This is a genomic window from Micromonospora krabiensis, from assembly GCF_900091425.1.
Taxonomy (GTDB): domain Bacteria; phylum Actinomycetota; class Actinomycetes; order Mycobacteriales; family Micromonosporaceae; genus Micromonospora; species Micromonospora krabiensis.
In genome coordinates, this window is sequence record NZ_LT598496.1 from 5,089,705 (window position 1) to 5,110,637 (window position 20,933).

20 protein-coding genes and 1 tRNA gene are annotated in these 20,933 nt (G+C 73.3%); 12 read left to right on the top strand and 9 right to left on the bottom strand.

Annotation, left to right across the window (positions count from 1 at the left end; translation table 11 throughout):
• Nucleotides 1-37: 37 nt before the first annotated feature.
• On the top strand, nucleotides 38-1,252 hold the full coding sequence (locus GA0070620_RS23335) for a low temperature requirement protein A (RefSeq protein ID WP_091594206.1): 1,215 nt from the start codon (nucleotides 38-40) through the stop codon (nucleotides 1,250-1,252).
• A gap of 9 nt (nucleotides 1,253-1,261) precedes the next feature.
• Here GA0070620_RS23335 and GA0070620_RS23340 read toward each other — a convergent pair whose 3' ends face one another.
• The 4 genes from GA0070620_RS23340 to GA0070620_RS23355 form a co-directional block, all read right to left on the bottom strand.
• Entirely contained in the window at nucleotides 1,262-1,534 is a 273-nt protein-coding gene (locus GA0070620_RS23340) for a YciI family protein (protein ID WP_091594208.1), read from the bottom strand.
• Nucleotides 1,535-1,609: 75 nt separating this feature from the next.
• Nucleotides 1,610-2,032, bottom strand: a complete 423-nt coding sequence (locus GA0070620_RS23345; protein ID WP_157741699.1) for a glutaredoxin domain-containing protein — start codon at nucleotides 2,030-2,032, stop codon at nucleotides 1,610-1,612.
• Nucleotides 2,033-2,193: 161 nt separating this feature from the next.
• Nucleotides 2,194-2,270, bottom strand: a tRNA-Pro gene (locus GA0070620_RS23350).
• 76 nt (nucleotides 2,271-2,346) lie between these two features.
• The gene (locus GA0070620_RS23355; RefSeq protein WP_091594213.1) at nucleotides 2,347-3,240 is read right to left on the bottom strand and encodes a metallophosphoesterase; all 894 of its coding nucleotides are present in this window, start codon (nucleotides 3,238-3,240) and stop codon (nucleotides 2,347-2,349) included.
• Between the two features lie 25 nt (nucleotides 3,241-3,265).
• On the opposite strand from GA0070620_RS23355, the gene GA0070620_RS23360 reads away from it, so the two are divergent.
• Nucleotides 3,266-3,721: a GatB/YqeY domain-containing protein gene (locus GA0070620_RS23360; RefSeq protein WP_091594215.1), complete on the top strand. Its 456-nt coding sequence runs from the start codon at nucleotides 3,266-3,268 to the stop codon at nucleotides 3,719-3,721.
• 126 nt (nucleotides 3,722-3,847) lie between these two features.
• On the opposite strand, the gene GA0070620_RS23365 is transcribed toward GA0070620_RS23360, so the two are convergent.
• A complete protein-coding gene (locus tag GA0070620_RS23365) occupies nucleotides 3,848-6,298 on the bottom strand; it encodes a penicillin-binding protein (RefSeq protein ID WP_091594217.1) in 2,451 nt (816 codons plus the stop codon).
• 403 nt (nucleotides 6,299-6,701) lie between these two features.
• On the opposite strand from GA0070620_RS23365, the gene GA0070620_RS23370 reads away from it, so the two are divergent.
• Nucleotides 6,702-7,019, top strand: coding sequence for a WhiB family transcriptional regulator (locus GA0070620_RS23370; RefSeq protein ID WP_091594219.1), 318 nt, complete (start codon nucleotides 6,702-6,704; stop codon nucleotides 7,017-7,019).
• On the opposite strand, the gene GA0070620_RS23375 is transcribed toward GA0070620_RS23370, so the two are convergent.
• From GA0070620_RS23375 to GA0070620_RS23385, 3 genes are read right to left on the bottom strand one after another with little or no spacing between them, the layout of a single operon-like run.
• Nucleotides 7,006-8,157 (bottom strand): ArsA family ATPase, encoded by a 1,152-nt coding sequence (locus GA0070620_RS23375; protein WP_172836486.1) that lies wholly within the window; start codon nucleotides 8,155-8,157, stop codon nucleotides 7,006-7,008. The two genes, GA0070620_RS23370 and GA0070620_RS23375, sit on opposite strands and share 14 nt — an antisense overlap.
• Before the next feature lie 54 nt (nucleotides 8,158-8,211).
• The gene (locus tag GA0070620_RS23380) at nucleotides 8,212-9,189 is read right to left on the bottom strand and encodes an ArsA-related P-loop ATPase (RefSeq protein ID WP_091594223.1); all 978 of its coding nucleotides are present in this window, start codon (nucleotides 9,187-9,189) and stop codon (nucleotides 8,212-8,214) included.
• Nucleotides 9,190-9,215: 26 nt separating this feature from the next.
• Complete coding sequence (locus GA0070620_RS23385; protein ID WP_091594225.1) at nucleotides 9,216-9,914, bottom strand: Rv0361 family membrane protein; 699 nt, start codon at nucleotides 9,912-9,914, stop codon at nucleotides 9,216-9,218.
• A 337-nt stretch (nucleotides 9,915-10,251) separates the two neighbouring features.
• Between GA0070620_RS23385 and GA0070620_RS23390 the strand changes: the two genes are divergently transcribed.
• The 7 genes from GA0070620_RS23390 to GA0070620_RS23420 all read left to right on the top strand — a co-directional run bounded on the left by GA0070620_RS23390 (nucleotide 10,252) and on the right by GA0070620_RS23420 (nucleotide 18,144).
• On the top strand, nucleotides 10,252-10,734 hold the full coding sequence (locus tag GA0070620_RS23390) for a hypothetical protein (RefSeq protein WP_091594227.1): 483 nt from the start codon (nucleotides 10,252-10,254) through the stop codon (nucleotides 10,732-10,734).
• 43 nt (nucleotides 10,735-10,777) lie between these two features.
• The gene (locus GA0070620_RS23395; protein WP_091594229.1) at nucleotides 10,778-10,933 is read left to right on the top strand and encodes a DUF4177 domain-containing protein; all 156 of its coding nucleotides are present in this window, start codon (nucleotides 10,778-10,780) and stop codon (nucleotides 10,931-10,933) included.
• Nucleotides 10,930-11,391 carry a RidA family protein gene (locus tag GA0070620_RS23400; RefSeq protein WP_091594231.1) on the top strand — a complete coding sequence of 154 codons (462 nt, stop codon included), beginning with the start codon at nucleotides 10,930-10,932 and terminating at the stop codon, nucleotides 11,389-11,391. Before GA0070620_RS23395 ends, GA0070620_RS23400 begins: the two co-directional genes overlap by 4 nt.
• A 125-nt stretch (nucleotides 11,392-11,516) precedes the next feature.
• Complete coding sequence (locus GA0070620_RS23405; protein ID WP_091594233.1) at nucleotides 11,517-12,350, top strand: MBL fold metallo-hydrolase; 834 nt, start codon at nucleotides 11,517-11,519, stop codon at nucleotides 12,348-12,350.
• A complete protein-coding gene (locus GA0070620_RS23410) occupies nucleotides 12,347-15,940 on the top strand; it encodes an adenylate/guanylate cyclase domain-containing protein (protein WP_091594235.1) in 3,594 nt (1,197 codons plus the stop codon). Before GA0070620_RS23405 ends, GA0070620_RS23410 begins: the two co-directional genes overlap by 4 nt.
• A gap of 110 nt (nucleotides 15,941-16,050) precedes the next feature.
• Complete coding sequence (locus tag GA0070620_RS23415; protein ID WP_231921941.1) at nucleotides 16,051-16,566, top strand: hypothetical protein; 516 nt, start codon at nucleotides 16,051-16,053, stop codon at nucleotides 16,564-16,566.
• 30 nt (nucleotides 16,567-16,596) lie between these two features.
• Entirely contained in the window at nucleotides 16,597-18,144 is a 1,548-nt protein-coding gene (locus GA0070620_RS23420; protein ID WP_091594237.1) for a serine/threonine-protein kinase, read from the top strand.
• Here the strand turns inward: GA0070620_RS23420 and GA0070620_RS23425 are convergent.
• Nucleotides 18,131-18,478 carry a hypothetical protein gene (locus GA0070620_RS23425; RefSeq protein ID WP_157741700.1) on the bottom strand — a complete coding sequence of 116 codons (348 nt, stop codon included), beginning with the start codon at nucleotides 18,476-18,478 and terminating at the stop codon, nucleotides 18,131-18,133. The two genes, GA0070620_RS23420 and GA0070620_RS23425, sit on opposite strands and share 14 nt — an antisense overlap.
• Before the next feature lie 373 nt (nucleotides 18,479-18,851).
• Here GA0070620_RS23425 and GA0070620_RS23430 point away from each other — a divergent pair, with 373 nt between their 5' ends.
• Together GA0070620_RS23430 and GA0070620_RS23435 are read left to right on the top strand one after the other, a co-directional pair.
• Complete coding sequence (locus tag GA0070620_RS23430; protein WP_091594241.1) at nucleotides 18,852-19,793, top strand: transporter substrate-binding domain-containing protein; 942 nt, start codon at nucleotides 18,852-18,854, stop codon at nucleotides 19,791-19,793.
• A complete protein-coding gene (locus GA0070620_RS23435) occupies nucleotides 19,790-20,926 on the top strand; it encodes a hypothetical protein (protein WP_091594243.1) in 1,137 nt (378 codons plus the stop codon). The genes GA0070620_RS23430 and GA0070620_RS23435 overlap by 4 nt, the downstream gene beginning before the upstream one ends.
• Nucleotides 20,927-20,933 lie beyond the last annotated feature (7 nt).

The following is a 20,933-nucleotide window of genomic DNA, read 5'->3' on the forward strand; positions in this document are numbered from 1 at the left end:
CGCCGCGCGGCGCGGGACCCGGCAGCAAGATGGCGGCATGCCCACGTTGCGGTCCCGCTACCTGCGGACCGAGGCGGCTCACCGGACGACGAGTTTCGAGATCTTCTTCGACCTCGTCTTCGTCTTCGCGCTCACCCGGATCATCGAGTTCATGGCGCGGCAGCCCAGCGGTATCGCCCTGACCCGGGGTCTGCTGCTGTTCCTGCTGCTCTGGTTCTCCTGGTCGGCGTACGCCTGGTTGGGCAACGAGGTCCGCGCGGACGTGGGCGTGATCCGGACGGGCACCCTCGTCGCCATGGCGGCGATGTTCCTGGCCGCGCTCGTCATCCCTGACGCCTGGGGGGACGAGGAGGTCGGCCCCGGCGTGCCCGCGCCGCTGATCCTGGCGCTGGCGTACGGCGTCGTCCGGGGCCTGCACCTGGTGCTCTACCGGCACGTGTCGGCGAACCGGCAGCTGAGCCGGACGCTGCGGCTGACCGCCGTGCCGGCGTTGCTGGGCTGGTCCGCGCTCGTGGCGGGCGCGCTGCTCGGCGGCAACGCCCAGACCCTGCTCTGGGCGCTGGCGTTCGTGATCGACGTCGGCGGCGGCCGATTCGCCAGCCGCTACAGCCCCTGGCAGTTACGCAGCGTCGCCCACTTCACCGAGCGGCACCGGCTGATCATCATCATCGCCATCGGCGAGTCGCTGATCTCGATCGGCGCCGGGGTCGGCACCCGACTGGCGAACTGGTCGGTGCTGGTGACGGCGCTGCTCGGCTTCGCCGCGGCGGTCTGTCTGTGGCGGCTCTACTTCGACCGGGTCGCGCCGGCCGCCGAGCGCGCGTTCGAGCTGGCCGAGGAGCCGCGGCGGGGCACGATCGCCGGCGACGCCTACAGCCTGACCCACTTCCCGCTGATCGCCGGAATCATGTACGTCGCGCTGGGCATCGAGGAGGTGCTGGCGACGCTGATCCACGAGCCGCCGGACGGGCACGACGCGCTGCGGATGCCCGCGATCGTCGCGTTGTACGGCGGTACGGCCCTCTACCTCGGTGGCCGCACGCTGTTCCTGCGCCTCACCGCGGGCGGGGCCCCATGGCTGCCGCTGGCCGGCGCGGGGCTGGCCCTGGTGCTCCTGCCGGTGGCCCGGCTGGTGCCGGCGATGGTGGCGCTGGTGCTGCTCGTGGTGGTGCTGATCGGGCAGTGCGAGGTGGAGCGGCACGCGCGGACCGGGGGGCGGCTCCGCGAACGAAGCCGCCCCCGCCCCGGATGAATCGGCAGTTCAGGAACGGGTCGCGGGACCGAACAGCGGCGTCCACTCGCGTACCGACGTCACCTCGACGCCGGGGGCCGTGTAGTACGGGTCGTCCGCCAGGATCTCGTCCAGCCGCTCCCGGGAGACCATGAAGATCAGCAGCGCGCCGGAGTCGTCCGGCCAGGGGCCCGAGGCGAGGATCTCGCCCTGCTCGTAGAGGACCTGAAGCCGCTCCCGGTGTGCGGGCCGGGCCTCCAGCCGCCGCGGGTCCTCGCTGAAGGTGAGTTCGACACAGAACATGGCGAGGACCCTACGCCGCCGCCCGCACCGCCGCTGTGTCACCGGGGCCTCGCCGACCGACCGTGGTACGCGGTGTCAGCGGGACAGCCGCTCCCGTAGCCAGTCCGGCTTCGGGTTCACCACCGCCTCGCCGCCCGCCACCACCGTCGGCACCGTCTCGTCGCCGCCGGTGACCGCCCGCACCGCAGCCGCGCCCGCCGGGTCGCTCCAGATGTTGACCCAGTGCGCCCGGCGGGCCCGCGAGCCGAGCCGGATCCGCAGCCGCAGGCAGTAGCGGCAGCCGGGCCGCCAGTAGACGATCGGGCGGTCGTCCGCCGCGCTGAGCTGCTGGGCCCGCGCCGCCGGAAGGGACCGGGGGAAGAACAGCGGCGACAGGAGGAACGCGACCAGCAGGAAGATCACGGACCAGATCGCGGCCTGCCACGGCTGGTCCTGCCTGGTCGCGACGAGCACACCCCAGGCCAGCGTCAGCACCGCCAGCGACCAGTTCCGCAACATGACGAGGAATGCTAGCCCTCGCCGGGCGGCCGGATCGGGCGGCGGCCGTGGTGTCGACCGTGTGACCGGCATCGCAGGCGTGGTCCTCGGGGACCCGTTCCAGCGGTGCCGCAGACGAATCAAGGCCCCTCCGTGGAGGGGCCTTGACCTGCTGTTACCTCTGGTCGGGGTGGCCGGATTCGAACCGACGACCTCTTCGTCCCGAACGAAGCGCGCTACCAAGCTGCGCCACACCCCGAGGCGTGCCGACAAATAGTAGCCCACCCGGTCCGATGGTCAAACTCGGTACCCCGCCCGTCGCCGGGCCGGCCGGATCAGCGTGGAATGAGCGTGAGAACGCTCGCCTCCGGTGGGCAGGCGAACCGGACCGGCGCCGTCGGGTGGGTGCCGAGGCCGGCCGAGACGTGCAGCCACGAGTCGGATCCGGGCCAGCGGTGCAGACCGCGCGCCATCGACCGGGGCAGCCCGCAGTTCGTGACCAGCGCGCCGACCCCCGGTACGCAGACCTGCCCGCCGTGGGTGTGCCCGGCCAGGAGCAGGCCGAAGCCGTCGGCGGCCATCTGGTCGAGCAGGCTCGGCTCGGGGGAGTGGGTCAGCGCGATCGACAGGTCCACCGTCGCGCCGACCCGGCCCGACACCGCCGGGTAGTCGTCGCGCTCGACGTGCGGGTCGTCCACGCCGACCACGTCGATCACCCGACCGCCGGCCTTGAGCGTCGTACGCACGTTGTTGAGGTCGACCCAGCCGGCGCCGGTGAACACGTCGCGCAGCTCCTCGTGGGGCAGTTCGACGCCCTCCGTGTACTCCCGGTCGGGCAGGAAGTAGGTGAAGGGGTTCTTCCAGACCGGGCCGGTGTAGTCGTTGGAGCCGAAGACGAAGGCGCCCGGGTAGTCGAGGAGGGGCTGGAGCGCGCGCAGCACGCCGGGCACGGCGTCGGGGTGGGCCATGTTGTCGCCGGTGACCACGACCAGGTCGGGGTCGAGGGCGGCCAGCGACGCCACCCAGCGCTGCTTGCGACGCTGGTCGGGCATCATGTGCAGGTCCGACAGGTGGAGGACGCGCAGCGGCTCCGCGTCGGCCGGCAGCATCGGCACGTCGTACCGCCGGAGGGTGAACATGTTGCGCTCGATGAGCGACGCGTACGCCAGGGTGGCCGCACCCGCCGCGGCGGTTCCGGCCGCGAGCCGGAATAGTGTGCGCTTTCGCATGGTGTTCAGGGTAGTTTGACCGTCCATGAGCACGCTGAAGGACCGCCTGACCGCGGACATGCGCAGTGCCCTGAAGGCCCGCGACGAGTTGACCACCTCCACCCTGCGGATGGCTCTGGCCGCCGTGGGCAACGCCGAGGTCGCCGGGAAGGCCAAGCGCGAACTCACCGACGACGAGGTTCTCGCGGTGCTGACCCGGGAGTCGAAGAAGCGCCGCGAGGCGGCGACCGCCTTCGCCGACGCGGGCCGCACCGAGCAGGCCGCGAAGGAGATCGCGGAGGGCGAGGTGCTCGACCGCTACCTGCCGAAGCAGCTCTCCGACGCCGAGCTGACCGACCTGGTGGCGGAGGCGTTGGCGGCCGGCGGCTTCACGGGCAAGGCGCAGATGGGCCCCGCCATGAAGGCGGCCCAGGGCGCGGTGGCCGGCCGGGCCGAGGGCGGCCGGGTCGCCGCCGAGGTCCGTCGGCAGCTCGGTCTCTGACCCGCGAGGGTCTTCCAGCGGCGTACGCGAACCCGACCCACCCGGTACGCGAAGAACGGGCGGGCACCCCGACAGGGGTGCCCGCCCGTTCGCGCTTCTCAGGCGTGCTCGGTGACCGAGCGACGATCAGCCGCCGGGTCGACCGCCGGGACGGTTACCCGGCCCGCCGGGTTGGTTGCCCGGGCCGCCGGGCTGGTTGCCCGGCTCGGTCCCGCCGCCACCGCTGCTGACCTGGATGGTGACCACGCCGCCCTTGATGGTCCGGCCGCTCGGGCTGGTGCCGGCGGCGGTGTTCGGCGGGCAGCTGGAGGCGACCTTCGTGTCGGAGACGACGACCTCGAACCCGGCGCCCTTGATCCGGGACCTGGCGTTGTCGACCGGCTGGCACTTCACGTCCGGAATGGACCGCTGGTCGCCCTCGGAGATCTTCTTGCCCGGTGGCTCGAAGTTGATCCGGGGCTTGCCCTTCATCGCGTCGCGCAGCGTCTCCCACACCGGTGGGTTGATGCCGTTCGGCTCGTTGTGGCCCATCTTGACGTTGGTCTGCGGCCAGTCGGGGTCGGCCATGATGCCGGCGACCGCGTACTGCTTGGTCATCGCGACCAGGGCGGCGGTCTTCTCGGAGTCGGTGGTGCCCGACTTGCCGGCGACCGGGGCGTTGACGATGCCCTTCACCCGCGCGGCCGTACGGCTGCCGCCGCACTTGCTGGTGGACGAGTTGTCACCGACCGGGCAGCGGGCGGCGTCGACGGCGGCGCGGGCCACCTCGGTGCTGACCCGCTTCTCGCAGTGCGGGTTGGCGATGTCCAGGTTCTTGCCGTCCGGGCCGGTGATCTTCTGCACCGGGATCGGGTCACAGTACTTGCCGTCCGCGGCGAGGGTGGCGTACGCGTTGGCCAGTTCCAGTGGGGTGGTCTGCGAGACGCCGAGGGTGAACGCGCCCCACTGGTGTGCCGCCTCCTTGGTCCCGCCGAGGTTGATGTCCTCGGTGGTGCGGAACTGGATGCCGAGCCGCTTGGCCACGTCGACCACGTTCTCCGCGCCGACCTGCTGCTGGAGCGGGACGAAGTACGTGTTGATCGACTGGGCGAACGCCGACCACATGTTCTGGACGCCGCCGGCCTTCTTGCCGGAGTTGGTCGGGCAGTAGAAGTGCGTGCCCGGGCAGGCGGCGGGGCTGCTGCTGCTGATGATGTACTCGGACTTGAACTGCTGCGGCGCGTTCATCGAGTAGCTGAGCGGAATGCCCTTCTCCAGCGCCGCCACGATGGTGAAGATCTTGAAGGTCGATCCGGCCTGGTAGCCGGTGATGCCGTCGCCGCCGGTGAGCAGCGGGTTGACCGTGTTGGGGTAGTTGCCGAGCTGGCCCTTCTTGCGCAGCTTCGGGTCGCTGTGCTGCTTGTTCGCCGGCCGCTTCGGGTCGTCCAGCTTGAAGTTGCGGTTCACCGACAGGGCCCGCACCCGGCCGGTGCCGGGCTCGACCACCGCGACCATCGCCGCTTCCTTGCTGTTCACGCTCTTGGCCCGGCGCACCGCCTTGTCCGCGCCCCGCTGGGCCTGCGGGTCGAGGGTGGTGACGATGGTGTAGCCGCCGCTCTTCAGCCGCCGCTCCCGGTCGTACGAGGTGGAGCCGAACGTCTCCTGCTGCAACCACCAGCGGTAGAAGTAGTCGCAGAAGAAGCCCCAGTCCTTCTCGTTCGTGGCCACGCAGCCGTTCGGGGTGCGCTTGTCCTTGACGACCAGCTCGGTCGCCTTGGCGGCGTCCGCCTCCTCCTGCTTGATCGCCCCGATCTTGACCATGTTGTCGATGACGTAGTTACGCCGGTCGAGGGCGAGCGGCTTGCCGCTCTTGGTCGTCGGGTCGTTCGTGGTGGGGGCCTTCACCATGCCGGCGAGGAGCGCCGCCTCTTCGATCTTGAGGTTCTTCGGGGCCTTGCCGAAGTAGACCTGGCTGGCGGCGAAGATGCCGTACGCGCCGTTGCCGAACGAGGCGATGTTCAGGTAGCGCTCGAGGATCTCGTCCTTCGAGAGCTCCTTGTCGATCTGGAGCGCGTAGCGCATCTCGCGGAGCTTGCGGGCGCTGGTGTCCTCGGTCGCGGCGACCACGTCGGCCGGGTGGGTGGCCGAGTACGCGATGGCGAGCCGGACGTACTGCATCGTCAGCGTCGAGGCGCCCTGCCGGCCGTTCACGCCCTCGTTCTGGTTGTTGACGAACGCGCGGGCGACGCCGTTGAGGTCGACGCCGTTGTGCTTGTAGAAGTCGTGATCTTCGGCCGCGATGATGGCCTTCTGCATGTACGGCGACACATCGGCGAGCTTCACGTCGCGCCGGTTCTCGTCGTACATGGTGGCGAGCGGGGTCTTGCCGTCCGAGGCCAGCAGATAGCTGATCTGTGGCGGTCGGGCCACGGTCAGCTCTGTGGGCAGTGCTCCGAAGGTCTCGGCGCCGGCCTTCGCGGCCAGTCCGGACATCGCCACCGCGGGGAAGGCCGCCGCTGCGACCACCACGCCGGCCAACAGGCCACATATGAGCAGCGATGCGGCGTTGGTCAGCACATTGTGGTCACGTTTCCGCATCCAGGTCACCTCGACAGGGTACGCGAACAGATAACGAGGGGCGCTGGGGCGTTCTTTCCCCATTTCCTGCGCGCGCTGCCCTCGTTGTGCTAAACGCACGACCCCCGGTGCGTGGTTGCGTGGGACCTGGCGCTGAGTTTCCTCCTGATGAGGTGACGCCGCAGCGTTTTCACGTACTGGGGAGGGGTAAGCGGCGGTCAACGGCCCGGCAAGCCGGGAGTGTCCGGAATGATGGATTTCGCCGACAACGTTGCGTAATCGGGTGACTACAGAGCATGATGATGGCGGCGACAGCGCCACATGTCGTCCGTGCCGCCTTGGGGAAGGCCGGTCGGGCGATCGGGGGGATTGCCGGCTGACGCGTAACGAGGTCGGTAGGTACTGCAAGGGGGGACGTGTACACATGGGCATGATTGCCGACTGGCCGTCGCTGGCGGCGTGTCAGAACGGGGACCCGGACGCCTTGTTCGTCCAGGGCGCCGAACAGAACGTGGCGAAGCGGATCTGCCGGAGCTGCCCAGTGCGGTACGAGTGCCTGGCCGACGCGCTCGACAACCGGATCGAGTTCGGGGTGTGGGGTGGCATGACCGAACGCGAACGCCGGGCGTTGCTGCGTCGTCACCCCCAGGTGACGAGCTGGCGCAAGATGTTCGAGGCCGCGATGAAGAAGAACAGCAAGGACAAGTCCGGTAAGGACAAGATCCTGGTCACGACCGGCTGATCGCCGCGCCGATCGTCCGCAGCCCGTCGACGTCGTGGACGTCGGCGGGTTGCGCCGTCACCGAGACCGTCGGCACCGCCGGGAACGCCTCGGTGAACCGGGCCGCCACCTGCTGCTCGCGTACCGACTGCCGAGCCAGCGCCGCGTGCGCCCGCAACACGTCGGCGGCGCCCTCGTGGCCACCCAGCTCGGTCAGCCGGTCCGCCGCGGCGCGGCTGCGGGCCGCGTCCAGCTCCGGCACCGCCGACCGGTGGACCCGGTTGAGCACCAGGCCGGCGAGCGGCATCCGCTCCTCGCGGAGCCGCCCGGCGAAGTAGGCGGCCTCCCGGACCGCGTCCGACTCCGGGGCCGCGACCAGCAGGAACGCCGTCTCCCGGGCCTGCAGGATGCGGTACGTCTGCTCCGCGCGCTGCCGGAAGCCCCCGAACATCGAGTCGAGGGCCGCCACGAACCCGGACAGGTCGGTCAGCAGCTGTGCGCCGAGCACCTTCTGCACCACCTTCGAGAACATCCCGAACGAGGCGGTGACCAGGCTGAACATGCTGCGGCCCCCGCTGCGCGCCGGTGCCAGCAGCAGCCGCAGCATCCGGCCGTCGAGGAACCGCGACAGCCGGGCCGGCGCGTCGAGGAAGTCCAGCGCCGAGCGGGACGGCGGGGTGTCGACGACGATGAGGTCCCACTCGCCCCGGGCGTGCAACTGCCCGAGCTTCTCCATCGCCATGTACTCCTGCGTGCCGGAGAAGGTGGAGCTCATGGCCTGGTAGAAGGGGTTGGCGAAGATCTCCGCCGCCTTCGCCGGATCGGTGTGCTGGAGCACCACGTCGTCGAAGGTCCGCTTCATGTCGAGCATCATGGCGTGCAGCTCACCACCGCTGGCCTCGACGTCGATGCCCTTCACCTGCCGGGGCGTGTTGTCCAGCTCGGTCAGGCCCAGCGACTGGGCCAGCCGGCGGGCCGGGTCGATGGTGAGCACCACCGTGCGGCGACCGTGCCGCTCGGCGGCGCGCAGTGCCAGCGCGGCGGCCGTGGTGGTCTTGCCGACCCCGCCGGCCCCGCAGCACACCACGATCCGTACGCCCGGATCGGCGAGGATCTGGTCGACGTCCAGCTGCGGCGCTGCGTCTTCGGAAGGCACCAATCGAGCGTATCGGGCCGGGTGGGTCCATGCCCCCGTGCTGACCGCAGGTGTGAGTCAATCCGCCTTGAGCAGCGCGTCGGCGAGGGCGGCCAGCCCCGCCCGGTCCACCCCGTCCGGCAGCAGCGGCAACTCCGTGAGCGGCAGCCCCAACTCCACCAGGTCGGCCCGGAGTGAATCCTCCAGCTCCCGGCGGACCACCTGGTCGCGGGCCTCGTCGTGCAGACCGGCCACGATCTCCCGGTCGGCCGGCAGCCCGGCGGCCACCAGCCCGCGCCGCAGCTCGGCGGTCGTGACCACCCGGCCGGCCGGCAGCGGCGGCCGGGTGCCGTTGACGATCACGCGGCCCACCGGGAAGCCGAGCGAGGTCAGCTCCTCGATGGCGTCGACCGTCTCCTGGACCGGCATCTCCTCCAGCAGCGTCACCACGTGCACCGCGGCCATCGGCGAGCGCAGCAACGCCGCCACACCCTCGCTCTGGGTCTTGATCGGGCCGACCTTGGCCAGCCGGGCGGTCTCGGCGGTGACGTTGAGGAACCGGCCGATCCGCCCGGTCGGCGGCGCGTCCAGCACGACGGCGTCGTACACGCGGCGCTGCCCGGCGGTGCGGGTCGTCGCCTCCTTCACCTTGCCGGTGAGCAGCACGTCCCGCAGGCCGGGCGCGATGGTGGTGGCGAAGTCGATGGCACCGAACTTGCGCAGGGCCCGGCCGGCGGCGCCCAGCTTGTAGAACATGTCCAGGTACTCGAGGAGCGCCTCCTCGGCGTCCACCGCGAGCGCCCGCACCTCACCGCCGTCGGGCGCGTCGGTGAGGTGGCGCTCCTCGTACGGCAGCGGGTCGGTGCCGAAGAGCTGGGCGATGCCCTGCCGCCCCTCCACCTCGACCAGCAGCGTCCGCCGCCCGCCGCTCGCCAGCGCCAGCGCCAGGGCCGCCGCCACGCTCGTCTTGCCGGTGCCGCCTTTTCCGGTCACCACGTGCAGGCGGGCGGGCCACCCGTTGCCGGCAGGTTCGGCCGGTCGCTCGGTTGCTCGCACCCGTCGAGCCTATCCAGCCGCAGGGGTCAGGCGACCTCGCAGACCCACCAACCCGTCTTCTGCACCACGGTGAAGCGCAGCTCCTGGTCGGCCACCTTCTCGTCGGCGGTGGTCATGGTGACCGTGGCGGAGACGGTGGCCCGTTCCCCGGTCCGGTTGTCCACCGTCGGCGTGGGCCACCGGAAACGGGGGTTCTGGTAGCCGGCGGCGTACTTCTCGACCTCCGCCACCTTCGCGGCGATCTTGTCGTCGTCCCGGGACGAGGCGCAGACGAGGCTGGCCGCCTTCGCCGCGTCACGCTCCTTGTACACGGCGGTCAGGAACTGGTCGACGGCGACCGCGGGTTCCTTCGCGCCCTCACCGGTCTCCACGTTGCGCAGGGTCAGGAAGGCGATCACGCCACCGCCGACGCAGAGCACGAGGATCACGACCAGCGCGATGGCGGCGATGAGCACGCCACGCTGCTTCTTCGGGGGGACGGGCGGCCCGAGCGGCGGGAACGCGGACGGGTCCCCGGCCGGTGGCTGACCGGCCGGCGGCGCGCTCGCCGGGGTCGCGCCGGGGAGCGCCGGGTCGGCCGGGGAGGCGCCCGGCGCCGCCGGAACGGGCGGGGCCGGCGGGGGGTCGGCCGGCTGCGCGGGAACGCCCGGCTGACCGACGGCGCCGGGTTGGGCCGGCGGGGTGGCCGGCGATCCGGTCGGGTCGCCGCTGGGCGGTTGGGTCATCTCGTCCCCCGGGGGTGCGGCGCTCGCGCCACCCGGCGCCGAGCGTGAAGTCGAGCCCGCGGCCACGCGACGCGTGCCGCCGGAACGGAAGGGTAGCGGTCGATCAGTGGCCCGGTGTCGCCCGTGGCGGCGCTCCTGGCGTGGGAGCGCGGCCAGTCGGGGGAGCGTACCCGGCATCTGTCACATATGTGACTGGCGATGGATGGGCCGTGCGCGTCCTGTTGGCGGGACTTCGGTGCCGGACCTACGGTCGTGCCGGCACGGGGGACCGGGCCGGGCGCGCGGCCCGGACCGACGCAGCGGGGACTTGACCAGGTACGACGCCCGGAGGCAGTGCATGCGCGACGCGGAGAACATCCCTCGAGCCCAGTTCCCGGCGAACGACCGGGCGCGCCGGGCCGGCGCCGGGGGCGAGGCCGGGGCGCCGGTCGGGAGCCTGCCGGTGAATGAGCGGGCGTACCGCCGGATCGCGGAGCCGGTGGAGGTCGTCCGGACCCTCACCCGGGCCGTGCCGTCCGGCCGGGAGGAAGAGGAACCGGGCTACGTCATCCACCTTCCGATCCGGGTGCCCGACCTGACCGCGGCGACCGTCCTCGCCGGGCGGGTCGCCGTCTCGCTGGGCTTCCTGCCCGAGTTGGACGCGGGCGAGACGACCGTCTCGAAGGCCGACGACCAGAACAACCGGCACCGCGTCTTCTGCGACCTGCTGCTGCCCGATCGGTCCCGCTGCCCGCAGAGCTACGAGCACGACGGCCCGTGCGGCGAACTCCCGGCCGCGCCGGAGCAACGTCCCGCGCCCCCGCCGTTCGCCGGACCGTAGGCTGTGCCTCGAAGATTCCGCGTCTTGAGGGAGCCCTGCACCGATGCAGAAGTGGGAGTACGCCACGGTCCCCCTGCTGGTCCACGCGACCAAGCAGATCCTCGACAACTGGGGTGAGGACGGGTGGGAGCTCGTCTCCGTGGTGCCCGGTCCTAATCCCGACCAGCTGGTCGCCTACCTGAAGCGGCCCAAGGCATGAGCAACGGTCCGCACGCGAAGCTCGCCGAGCTGGGTCACGAGCTGCCCGAGGTGGTGCCTCCGGTGGCCAGCTACGTCCCGGCGGTGCAGTCCGGCCAGCACGTCTACGTCTCCGGGCAGCTCCCGGTGGCCGAGGGCAAGCTGCTCGCCACCGGCAAGGTCGGCGCCGGCGTCTCCGCCGAGCAGGCCAAGGACCTCGCCCAGCGCTGCGCGCTCAACGCGCTCGCCGCGGTCGACTCGCTGGTCGGCCTGGAGAACGTGGTGAAGATCGTCAAGCTGACCGGCTTCGTGGCGTCCGCCCCCGGCTTCACCGGTCAGCCCGCCGTGATCAACGGCGCCTCCGACCTGTTGGGCGCGGTCTTCGGGGAGGCCGGCCGGCACGCGCGCAGCGCCGTCGGCGTGGCCGAGCTGCCGCTGGACGCCCCGGTCGAGATCGAGGTCATCGTCGAGGTCGGCTGACCGCCGCTCCCGCTCCCCGTGATCCGCTGCCGTACGCCGGGGTGAAAGCCGTGAACAGGCACAAAGCCCTGCGCGGTGGCGGCAAGATCGTGGGGAGCGGCGGGCGGGGCCGTACGATCGCAGCCATGACGGGGCACGTGACCGCGCCGGCGGCGGCGCTCGCCGACCAGCTGCCGGCCTGGGTGACGCTGCTGCGCGCGCCGAACCCGGGCCCGATGACCCTCGACGGCACCAACACCTGGCTGCTCCGCGCTCCCGGCGCGGAGCACGCGATCGTCGTCGACCCGGGTCCGGCGGACGAGGCGCACCTGGCCGCGATCGCCGCCCACGGGCCGATCGGCCTGGTGTTGATCACCCACGGCCACCCGGACCACACCGAGGGCGCCCCCCGCCTCGCGACGCTGCTCGGCGGGGTGCCGGTGCTCGCCGTCGACCCCGCGCACACCGTCGGCGGTCGACCACTGGCCACGGACCCGCTGCCGGAGGTGCCCGGGCTCGCGGTCCGACTCGTCCCCACTCCGGGCCACACCGCCGACTCGGTCTGCTTCCTCGTGGAGCGCGGCGACGAGCGGGTGGTGTTCACCGGCGACACGATCCTCGGGCGTGGCACGACCGTCGTCGCCCACCCGGACGGGCATCTCGGCGACTACCTGACCAGCCTGGAGCTGCTCTCCACGTACCGCGGGATCCCGGCGCTGCCCGGCCACGGCCCGGCGCTGGCCGACTGCGGGGCGGCGGCCGACTTCTACCTGGCCCACCGGCGTGCCCGGCTGGACCAGGTCCGGGCCGCCGTGGCGGCCGGCGCAGGCACCCCGGCCGAGGTCGTCGCGGCGGTCTACGCCGACGTGGACCGGTCGCTGTGGTGGGCGGCCGAATGGTCGGTCCGCGCGCAACTGGAGTACCTCGGAGTGGAGATTCGGGAATCCGCCCCCGGGGGTACGGAGTTGGAGCAGCCGTGACCTGCCCGGTGTGTGGAACCGTCGCCGTCCCCGGCGCCCGGTTCTGCCACAACTGTGGTGCCGCCCTGCCGGCCGCGGCGATGCTGCCGGCCGCCGAACGCCGTGTGGTGACGGTGCTCTTCGGCGACCTCTCCGACTTCACCTCCTGGTCGGAGGACCTGGACCCCGAGCGGGTCGGCGCGGTCACCGACCGGGTGCTCGCCGCCCTCGCCGGCGCGGTGAAGACGTTCGGGGGCCACGTCGACAAGCTGACCGGCGACGGGATCATGGCGGTCTTCGGCGCCCCCGTGGCGCACGAGGACGACGCCGAGCGGGCGGTGCGCGCCGCGCTCTCCATGCAGCGGGCGGTGCGCCGGGTGCTCGACGACGAGCGCGGCGGCGGCGCGCCCCTCGGCCTGCGGGTCGGGCTCAACACCGGCGACGTGATCGCCGGCATCCAGGCCGCGATCGAGTACACGGTCATCGGCGACACGGTGAACACCGCCGCCCGGTTGGCCGACGCCGCCGCCGTCGGCGCCGTCTACGCCGGGGCCCGGACCTCCGCCGCGACCCGGCACGTCGCCTCCTGGCGGGCGCTGCGGCCGCTGCGGCTCAAGGGCAAGCGTGAGCCGGTCGAGGCGTACGAACTGCTCGGTCTCCTGGACGCGCCGGGCACCCGGTCCGGTCTCGGTGACGAGGCGCCCTTCGTGGGCCGGGAGACCGAGATCGGGCGGGTCGCCGGTCGACTCGCCGAGGTCATCGACCGGGGTGAGCCGCGGGTGCTGCTGATGACCGCCGAGGCGGGCATCGGCAAGAGTCGCTTCGCCGCCGAGGTGGAGCGTCTCGCCGCCGGTTACGACGTCGGCGCCGGTCGGTACGCGGCGCACACCGGCGCCCGGGTGCTCTCGGTGCGCTGCGCCGCGTTCGGCGAGCGTCGCCGGCTCGCCCCGCTGGCCGACCTGGTCCGGGCCGCGGTCGGCCTGCCCCACGACCCCTCCACCGCGCTCACCCGCCCGGCCGTGGAGGAGCGGCTGCGCCGGCTCGGCCAGCGGCTCGCCCGCGGTGGGAGCGAGCAGGTGCCGATCGCCACCGACCAGCTCCTCGCCCTGCTCGGCTACGCCGAGCTGCCCGCGCACGGCGGCACCGACAACGGCGAGTGGAGCGGCACCGGCGCCCCGCCGGCCGACGCCGAGGCGGTGCCCAACGCGGTCGCCGACCTGCTCAGCGCGCTCGCCGTGGAGGCGCCGCTGGTCATGATCGTCGACGACCTGCACGACGCGACCGCGGAGACCATCCGTGCGCTCGGGACCACCCTGTCGCGGCTCACCGGCCCGGTGCTGGTCCTGCTGCTCGGCCGCCCCGAGCTGGTCCGGACGGCCGGCACCCTGACCCGCGTCGCCGACGCCGAGGTGCACGCGCTGCCGCCGCTGCGCGGCGCCGACGCGTCCCGGCTGCTGACCAGTTACCTGGGCGGTGGGCGGCTGCCCCAGACCGACGGCGACCGGCTGCTCGCCACCGCCCAGGGCAACCCGTTCTACCTGGCCGAGCTGGTCACCCTGCTGATGGAGCGCGGGGCGCTGACCGCCGGGCCGGGTCGCGGCGTCGACGTCGGCTGGCGGCTCGCCCCGGGCTCCCTGGGCAGCCGGCTGCTCTCGCGGGACCTCGCCGCCGTCCTCGCGGCCCGCATCGACGCGCTGCCGCCGGACGCCCGGTCCGTGCTGCGCGACGCCGCCGTGGTGGGCGACACCGTGCCGACGGGTGCGCTGGAGGCGCTGCGGGAACAGCGGACCGGGTCGGCGGTCCGGCCGGCGGCGGTGGCCGCGGTCGAGCTGGAGCGGGCCGTCGACGAGCTGCTGCAACGGCGCATGCTGCACCGCACCCGCACCGGTTACGCCTTCGCCACCCCGCTGATGCGGGAGGCCGCGTACGCCGGGGTCAGCAAGGCCGAGCTGGCCGACCGCCACGCGGCGCTGGCCCGCTGGGCCGCGCCGGAGCCGGCGGAGGGCGACCCGGCGCCCACCACGACCGGTGGGTTCACCGAGGCCGACCGGGACGACTTCGTCGCCGAGCACGTCGAGCGGGCCGCCGCGCTCGCCGACGCGATGAACCTGCGCCCGGACGCGCCCGCCCGCGCCGTGGTCCCGCTTGGCGTCGCCGCGCTCGGCCGGGCCGCCCGCCGGTCCCTCACGGCGGGTGAGCCGGCGCTCGCCGTCGACTACGCCGAACGCGCCGCCGAGCTGACGCCCGACGGCGTGCCCGCCGCCGACCAGGTGGTGCACGCCCGGGCCCTGCTCCAGGTCGGCCGGGTGACCGACGCCCTCGCGTTCGCGGAGAAGATCGCCGCCAACGCGGGCGACGAGTCCACCCGGGCGAGCGCCCTGCTGCTGGCCGGGCAGGCACACCAGACGACGGGCGACCAGACCCGCGCGGTGGCCGCCTGGCAGGAGGCGTTGCAGGTGTCGACCGCCGGCGACCTGCCCACGCTGGGCGCCACGGCGATGCGCCGGCTCGGCATGGCCGACTTCGTGGCCGGGCGGCTGAGTCAGGCCAGCAGCCGGCTCGCGGGCGCCTACCAGATCAGCCTCGCCGCACAGGACCGTCGCGGTCAGGCGTGGTCGTTGCAGAACCTGGCGTGGGTGACCACCACCCGGGGGGACTTCGCCGGCACCGACGCGGTGCTCGGCCGGGCCGCGCGGCTCTTCGCCGAGTCGAAGGACCCGTACGGGCGGGCCTGGCTGCGCGGCACCACGGCGTTCGCCCGGCTGCTCGCCGGTCGGTTGGGCGAGGCGTGCCGGCTGGCGCGCGTCTTCCTGCCCTTCGGTGAGCGGGTCGGTGAGGCGTGGGCGGTGGGCACGCTGCGCGCGGTCGAGGCGTTCGCCGCCGCCGAGCTGGGCGACCTGGCCGACGCCGACCGGGAGGCGCGCCGCGCGTACCGGGAGTTCGCCGCCGCGTCCGACGACTGGGGACGCGGCTTCGCGCTGGTGGTGCGGGCCGTCGTCGCGCGAGGGCTGGGCGAGCCGGAGCACGCCGCCGACCTGCTGGCCGACGCGACGACGTACGTGTGCCGCACCGCCCACCCGCTGCTGACCGGGATGGCCGGCACGTTGCGCGGTTTCGTGGCGCTGGACCTGGGCGACGTGGCCACCGCCGAGCGGGAGGCCCGGGCGGTGCTCACCGCGGTCGAGCCGCACAACCCGCAGGCACCGGTCCAGGTGGCACCCCGCGTGCTGCTGGCCACCGCCCGGCTGGCGGCCGGTGACTCGGCGACCGCGGTGGGGCTGCTCGCCCCGGTGGCGACGGCCGCGGCGAACACCTCCTCGCTGCTCTTCTCCCGCCGCCAGACCTGGGCCCGGTACGCGTCGGCGCTGCTCGCCCACGGTCAGCGCGACCAGGCGCTGGACTGGGCCCGGCGGGCGATGAGCGCCCCGGCGGAGGACGTGCGCAGTCAGGTGATCGCGGCCAGCGTGCTGGCCGAGGCGCTCGCCGCGTGCGGGCACCCGGACGAGGCGCTGGCCAGCGCGGAGGAGGCGGTCCGGCTGGCGTACGCGACCGAGCAGCGCAGCGAGCGGTACGCGGCGGAGGCCCTGCGCAACCGGCTCGCCAACGCCTGACCGGTTCTGCCGGTTCCGCCGATGGCATCCCGGTCGATGCGCGGTTAGCGTGTCGGCGTCGAGGCGGCCGTCCAGGGAGGGCGGTCGTCCGGTACCTGGGGAGGGCCGAGATGAAGCTGCCGCGTACGGTCGCGGGCTGGACGATGGCGGTCTTCGGTGTGCTCGCGCTGGTCATGGGCGCGGTCGGGCTGCTCTGGCCGGAGGCGATGCTGCGGTCGCTGGGCTTCGAGGTTCCGGCGACCCGCGCGCCGGGCGACCACACCGGCACCTTCCTCCTCGCCTCGTCGATGGCGTCGTTCAACATGGGCGTCTACTACCTGCTGGCGACCGCCACCGAGTGGCGCTCCTTCTACCGCTTCACCGTCGTGTTCCGGCTGGTCACCTTCACCGTCTTCAGCATCGCGGTGCTCGCCGACATCGCGCCGGGTCGCTTCTTCGGCGTGGCCGCGTGGGAGGGCGCGGGTGCGGTGGCGACGGCGTTCGGACTGTGGTGGGACGCCCGCCGGGCGGGGTCCGGTGGTGGCGGCGCTCCGGCCGGGGACGCCGGCCCGGCGGCGGTGGGTCGGGGTGCCGGCGACGGCTCGGGGGCCGGTGGCACGGCACCCGCCGTCGATGCGGTGCGCTGAGCCGTCAGCCCGGTTCGGTATTTTCGAGCGGTGACCGACACTCCGTCCGGCGGCCTGCCGGTCCCCATCGTGCCCGGTCTAACCGATTTGCGGGTGTTTGCCCGGGGTGGCTACGCGACCGTCTACCAGGCGACCCAGATCTCGGTGGGCCGCGAGGTCGCGGTCAAGGTGGAGAACCGCACGCTGGACAATGAGCGCGACCAGGCCCGGTTCCTGCGCGAGGCGCGGGCGGCGGGCCGCATGTCGTCCCACCCGCACGTGGTCGACCTGTTCGACGTCGGGGTGACGGTCGACCAGCACCCCTACCTGATCATGGAGCTCTGCGACGGGTCGTACGCGGAGCGGATGCGGAATTCCCCGCTCGGCGCGGCGGAGGCCCGCGACCTCGGCATCAAGATCGCTGACGCGCTGGCCCACTCGCACGCGGCCGGTGTGCTCCACCGGGACGTCAAGCCGGCCAACATCCTTTACTCGCACTTCAACTCGGCGGTGCTCGCCGACTTCGGGCTCGCCGTGCTGGCCGAGGTGCGCGACGCCTCGGTCACCCTCGAGGTGCTGACGCCGGCCTACGCGCCGCCCGAGATGTTCAGCCACAGCCCGCCGTCGCCCGCGGTCGACGTCTACGCCCTCTGCGCCACGCTCTACGCCGTCATGCACGGCCGGCCGCCGCGCTGGCAGTCCGAGCGCAACCCGAGCCTCGTGACGGTGCTGGAGATGTTCAACCAGCCCATCCCCGGGCTGCCCGGCGTGCCCGACGAGCTGGTCGACGTGCTGCGCGCGGGGATGGCCAACGACCCGGGTGACCGGCCCTCCGCCGTCGAACTGCTCGGGATGCTCTCCGCGTTGCCGATCGAGCCGACCACCGCACCGGTCGGCGGGGCGCCGATCGGCGGTGCCCCGATCGGCGGCGGCCCCACCGGCTCCGGCGGCCCGTACGCCACCGGCCACGCCGTCCGGCCGGCGCCCCGCACCCCGACGGACGACGCGCACCCCACCCTGCCCGGCCCGACCCGGGGCGGCGGTAGCCGGTGGTGGCGTCGGCGCTGGTTCCTCGGCGGCGCCGGGGTGCTCGCGCTGGCCGGAGCGGCCACCGCCGGAGCGTGGGTGGCCGACGGCAGCCCGACGCCCGGCCCGTCACCGTCGGCGAGTCAGGCGGCCGCCGGCACCGCCGGCGGGATGCTGCCCGGCTGCACCACCGAGTCCGGCGCGACCGCCGTCCTGCCGGGCGGCGCCCGGTGCCTCCCCGAGCTGGAGTGCTTCGGGCCGGTACGGGTGCGTGGCACGCGCGCGGAAGCCGCCCGGGTCTCCTGCGACGGCCGGCACACCTGGGAGACCTACGCCGAAGGTCTGTTGCCGGTCTCCCTGGTCGGCGCCGGCTACGACGAGGTGAGTGCCGCGCCCGCCGTCCAGCAGGTGTGCGGCGTCGACACCTTCCGGCTGACCACCGGCATCGACGCCCCGACGGGCTGGCGCCTGGAGGTGCTGCCACCGGTCGAGGGCAACGTCGACCGGACGTTCCGCTGCCTGGCCGGGCGGGGGGTCGACGCGCTGACCGGGCCCACCCTCACCGGTCGCTGAGCCGGCCGCGGTCCTCGAACCGGCCCGCGGTGTGCCGCCGGTCGCGTACCGCCCGCAGCGCGTCGCGGCTGTCCAGGGCGTCCAGGGTGTCCGCGTCGACGGCGAGCGGCCCGGCGGTCGGTTGACCGGGCACCGGAGGCGCGTCCGCCGTCGACTCGTCCTTCTGCCGGGCTGCGGCCACCGAGACCCCGGCGATCGTCGCGAGCAGGACGCACAGCAGGGACAGCAGAACGCCCAGGAAGTCGTGCCGCCGCCAGACGACGAGCGTCACCAGCAGCGCGAGGGCGGCCCCGGCGGCGACGGCTGCCACCGTCCGCGCGTCTGGCCTGGTCAACCGGTTCACCCGTCCAGCATGTCCCCACGGGCGCGGCTGTCAACTGTTCCACGGTAGGCTCGCGGTGGCGTCAGCGACGACGAAAACGTTACATCGGTCGGTGAGTTGATTCCGACACCGGCGTCCTACGGGCCGCGCACATCGCCCTCGATCCCTAGAGTGACGGAAGTCGAACCACGCCGCCGGATCCCGGCTCACCCGCACCGGCGGCGGCGCACCGTCCGAGAAGGACCCCGGGGTGCGGCAGGCGATCGGGCGCCCGCCGCACCCCGGCTCGGCCCGCCCGGCGAGCCCCCGCCACGATCACCACGCGGATGGACCTGGCTGGCTACTCTCGGTATCCCGCAGGCTGCATCCGTCAGCGAGGTCGCCGATGAACGCACACCCGTCCCGCACCCGCCTCCGCTCCGTCCTGACGACCCTGGCCGTGGCGTCGACGCTGGCCCTGGCCGCGGCGGCCGGTTGTGACAGCCGCCAGGAGCCGGACCTCCCGTCGGTGCAGGAGAAGTTGCGGGAGACGCACATCTACGGCCAGTCGAAGCTGCGGATCGGCGTGGCCACCAACGAGCCGATGATGGGCGAGCTGCAGAACGGCGTACACGTCGGCTTCGACGTCGAGATCGCCCGCTACATCGCCGCCTCCCTCGGCTACGAGGGCGACCAGCGGCTGGAGTTCGTCCCGGTGTCCACCGAGGACCGCATTCCCGCGCTCCAGGGCGGCACGGTCGACCTGGTCGTCTCCAGCTTCTCGATCACCGAGGAGCGCAAGAAGCTGGTCAGCTTCGCCGGCCCGTACTTCGTGACGACGCAGGAGGTGATGGTGCCGATCCGGCTCAAGGACCGCATCCGCACCATCGAGGACCTGCGCGACCCGGCGTTCAAGATCTGCACCAGCGGCGGGTCCACCACCGAGGCGGAGCTGGAGAAGCACCAGGTCCGGGCGCTCGTCGTGAAGGACGTCGGCGACTGCGTTGCCGGCATCCGCGCCGGCCGGTACGACGCGGTCAGCTCCGACGAGGCGATCCTGGCCGGCTTCCTCGCCCGGTTCCCCACCGAGTTCCAGATCGTCGACATGCCCTTCGGCACGAGCGAACTGCTCGGCGTGGGCGTGCCGATCGGCGACCCGGCCCTGCGGGACCTCGTCGCGTACTTCCTGGACAAGAGCTACCGGCAGGGGCGGGACGGGCAGGCCAGCCCGTGGCAGACCGCGTACAACCGGACCCTCGGCCCGTGGCTGCCCACCGAGAAGCGGCAGCCGCAGCCGCTGGACGTCCCGAAGCTGGTGGACTTCGACGACAAGGCGCCCCGGCGGTGAGCGCCTCGCCGGCAGTCGCCAGCGGGAGCCCGGGCGCGGACGGGCCGGTCCGCCCCGGCGCGCCGGTCGGCGACCCGCCGGCCGCCCACGATCCGATCGAGCGGAGCGAGGGCCGGGATCCCCTGGCGTGGTACGAGCGCGGCCCGTCCCAGGCCGGCGGACGTGACGTCGCCGAGCGGCGGGCCCGGGCCAGCCAGTCCTTCTGGACCGCGCTGGTCGCCGTGCCCGCCCTCTTCTCGGTGCTCCGCCTCGGCGTCGAGGCCGGCGGCGAGCTGCAGACGACCCTGCTGCTGGTGGCGAACGTCGGCCCGGTCAACCTGCTCGCCGGATTCCTCACCACGGCCGCCCGGCTGCTCTCGACCGGCCTGGTGGCGATCTTCGCGCTCGGCGCCGTGCTCGGCGCCGCGGTGGACCGGCTGCCACCGCACACCCGGCGCCGCCCACTCTTCACCCGCTGGGCGGAGATCACCCCCGCCTGGCTGGTCGTGGCGAGCTTCCTGCTCGCCCTGGTCACCTGGCCGCTGCTCTACCTGCCGCTGCTCATTCCGGCATTCGTCGCCGCCTTCCAGCTCAGCCCGCGCCAGTTGCACGACCGGGTCAGCGCACGGGTGCTGCTGGTCGCGGTGCTGCTCGGCGCGTACGCGTGGCTGCTGCTGCCCACGCTGCGCGACGCCGCGCGGCAGGGGGAGGTGCTGGCCCTGGTGCTGCTCGCGGCGCCGCCGGTGCTCGCCCTGGGCATCTCCGGGCCGCTGCCCGGCGCGGTGATCCGGCCGCTCGCCTCGGTGACCGAGGTCGCCGTGCTGGCCATGCTGGTGTGGGCCGCGTTGCCGGTGATCAGCACGCCCGTGCTGCCGCTGACCGTCACCACCGTCGGCGCGGAGACCGGTCCGACCGAGGACGTACGCGGCCACGTCGTCACCACGGACGACGTGAACATGGTGATCCTCCAGGAGCAGGGCGGCGTACGGTACGTGCCCGTCGGGCTGGTGCGCGCCCAGGTGCTCTGCCCGAGCGAGCAGGAGCTGCCCCGGCACCGGCTGCGGATCCACGACTTCCACGTCGAGGACTCGCTGCTGGAGGGCATGGGCCGGCGGGTCCGGCCGATCCACCGGATCGACGCCGCCTGCCGCTGACACCCCG

Excerpts from the sequence above, each read along its gene's own strand:
- GA0070620_RS23345 (WP_157741699.1), bottom strand. The coding sequence starts at position 2,032 with ATGTTGCGGAACTGGTCGCTGGCGGTGCTGACGCTGGCCTGGGGTGTG.
- GA0070620_RS23430 (WP_091594241.1), top strand. The coding sequence starts at position 18,852 with ATGAACGCACACCCGTCCCGCACCCGCCTCCGCTCCGTCCTGACGACC.
- GA0070620_RS23365 (WP_091594217.1), bottom strand. The coding sequence starts at position 6,298 with ATGCGGAAACGTGACCACAATGTGCTGACCAACGCCGCATCGCTGCTC.
- GA0070620_RS23385 (WP_091594225.1), bottom strand. The coding sequence starts at position 9,914 with ATGACCCAACCGCCCAGCGGCGACCCGACCGGATCGCCGGCCACCCCG.
- GA0070620_RS23340 (WP_091594208.1), bottom strand. The coding sequence starts at position 1,534 with ATGTTCTGTGTCGAACTCACCTTCAGCGAGGACCCGCGGCGGCTGGAG.
- GA0070620_RS23400 (WP_091594231.1), top strand. The coding sequence starts at position 10,930 with ATGAGCAACGGTCCGCACGCGAAGCTCGCCGAGCTGGGTCACGAGCTG.
- GA0070620_RS23390 (WP_091594227.1), top strand. The coding sequence starts at position 10,252 with ATGCGCGACGCGGAGAACATCCCTCGAGCCCAGTTCCCGGCGAACGAC.
- GA0070620_RS23370 (WP_091594219.1), top strand. The coding sequence starts at position 6,702 with ATGGGCATGATTGCCGACTGGCCGTCGCTGGCGGCGTGTCAGAACGGG.
- GA0070620_RS23360 (WP_091594215.1), top strand. The coding sequence starts at position 3,266 with ATGAGCACGCTGAAGGACCGCCTGACCGCGGACATGCGCAGTGCCCTG.
- GA0070620_RS23335 (WP_091594206.1), top strand. The coding sequence starts at position 38 with ATGCCCACGTTGCGGTCCCGCTACCTGCGGACCGAGGCGGCTCACCGG.
- GA0070620_RS23415 (WP_231921941.1), top strand. The coding sequence starts at position 16,051 with ATGAAGCTGCCGCGTACGGTCGCGGGCTGGACGATGGCGGTCTTCGGT.
- GA0070620_RS23395 (WP_091594229.1), top strand. The coding sequence starts at position 10,778 with ATGCAGAAGTGGGAGTACGCCACGGTCCCCCTGCTGGTCCACGCGACC.
- GA0070620_RS23405 (WP_091594233.1), top strand. The coding sequence starts at position 11,517 with ATGACGGGGCACGTGACCGCGCCGGCGGCGGCGCTCGCCGACCAGCTG.
- GA0070620_RS23355 (WP_091594213.1), bottom strand. The coding sequence starts at position 3,240 with ATGCGAAAGCGCACACTATTCCGGCTCGCGGCCGGAACCGCCGCGGCG.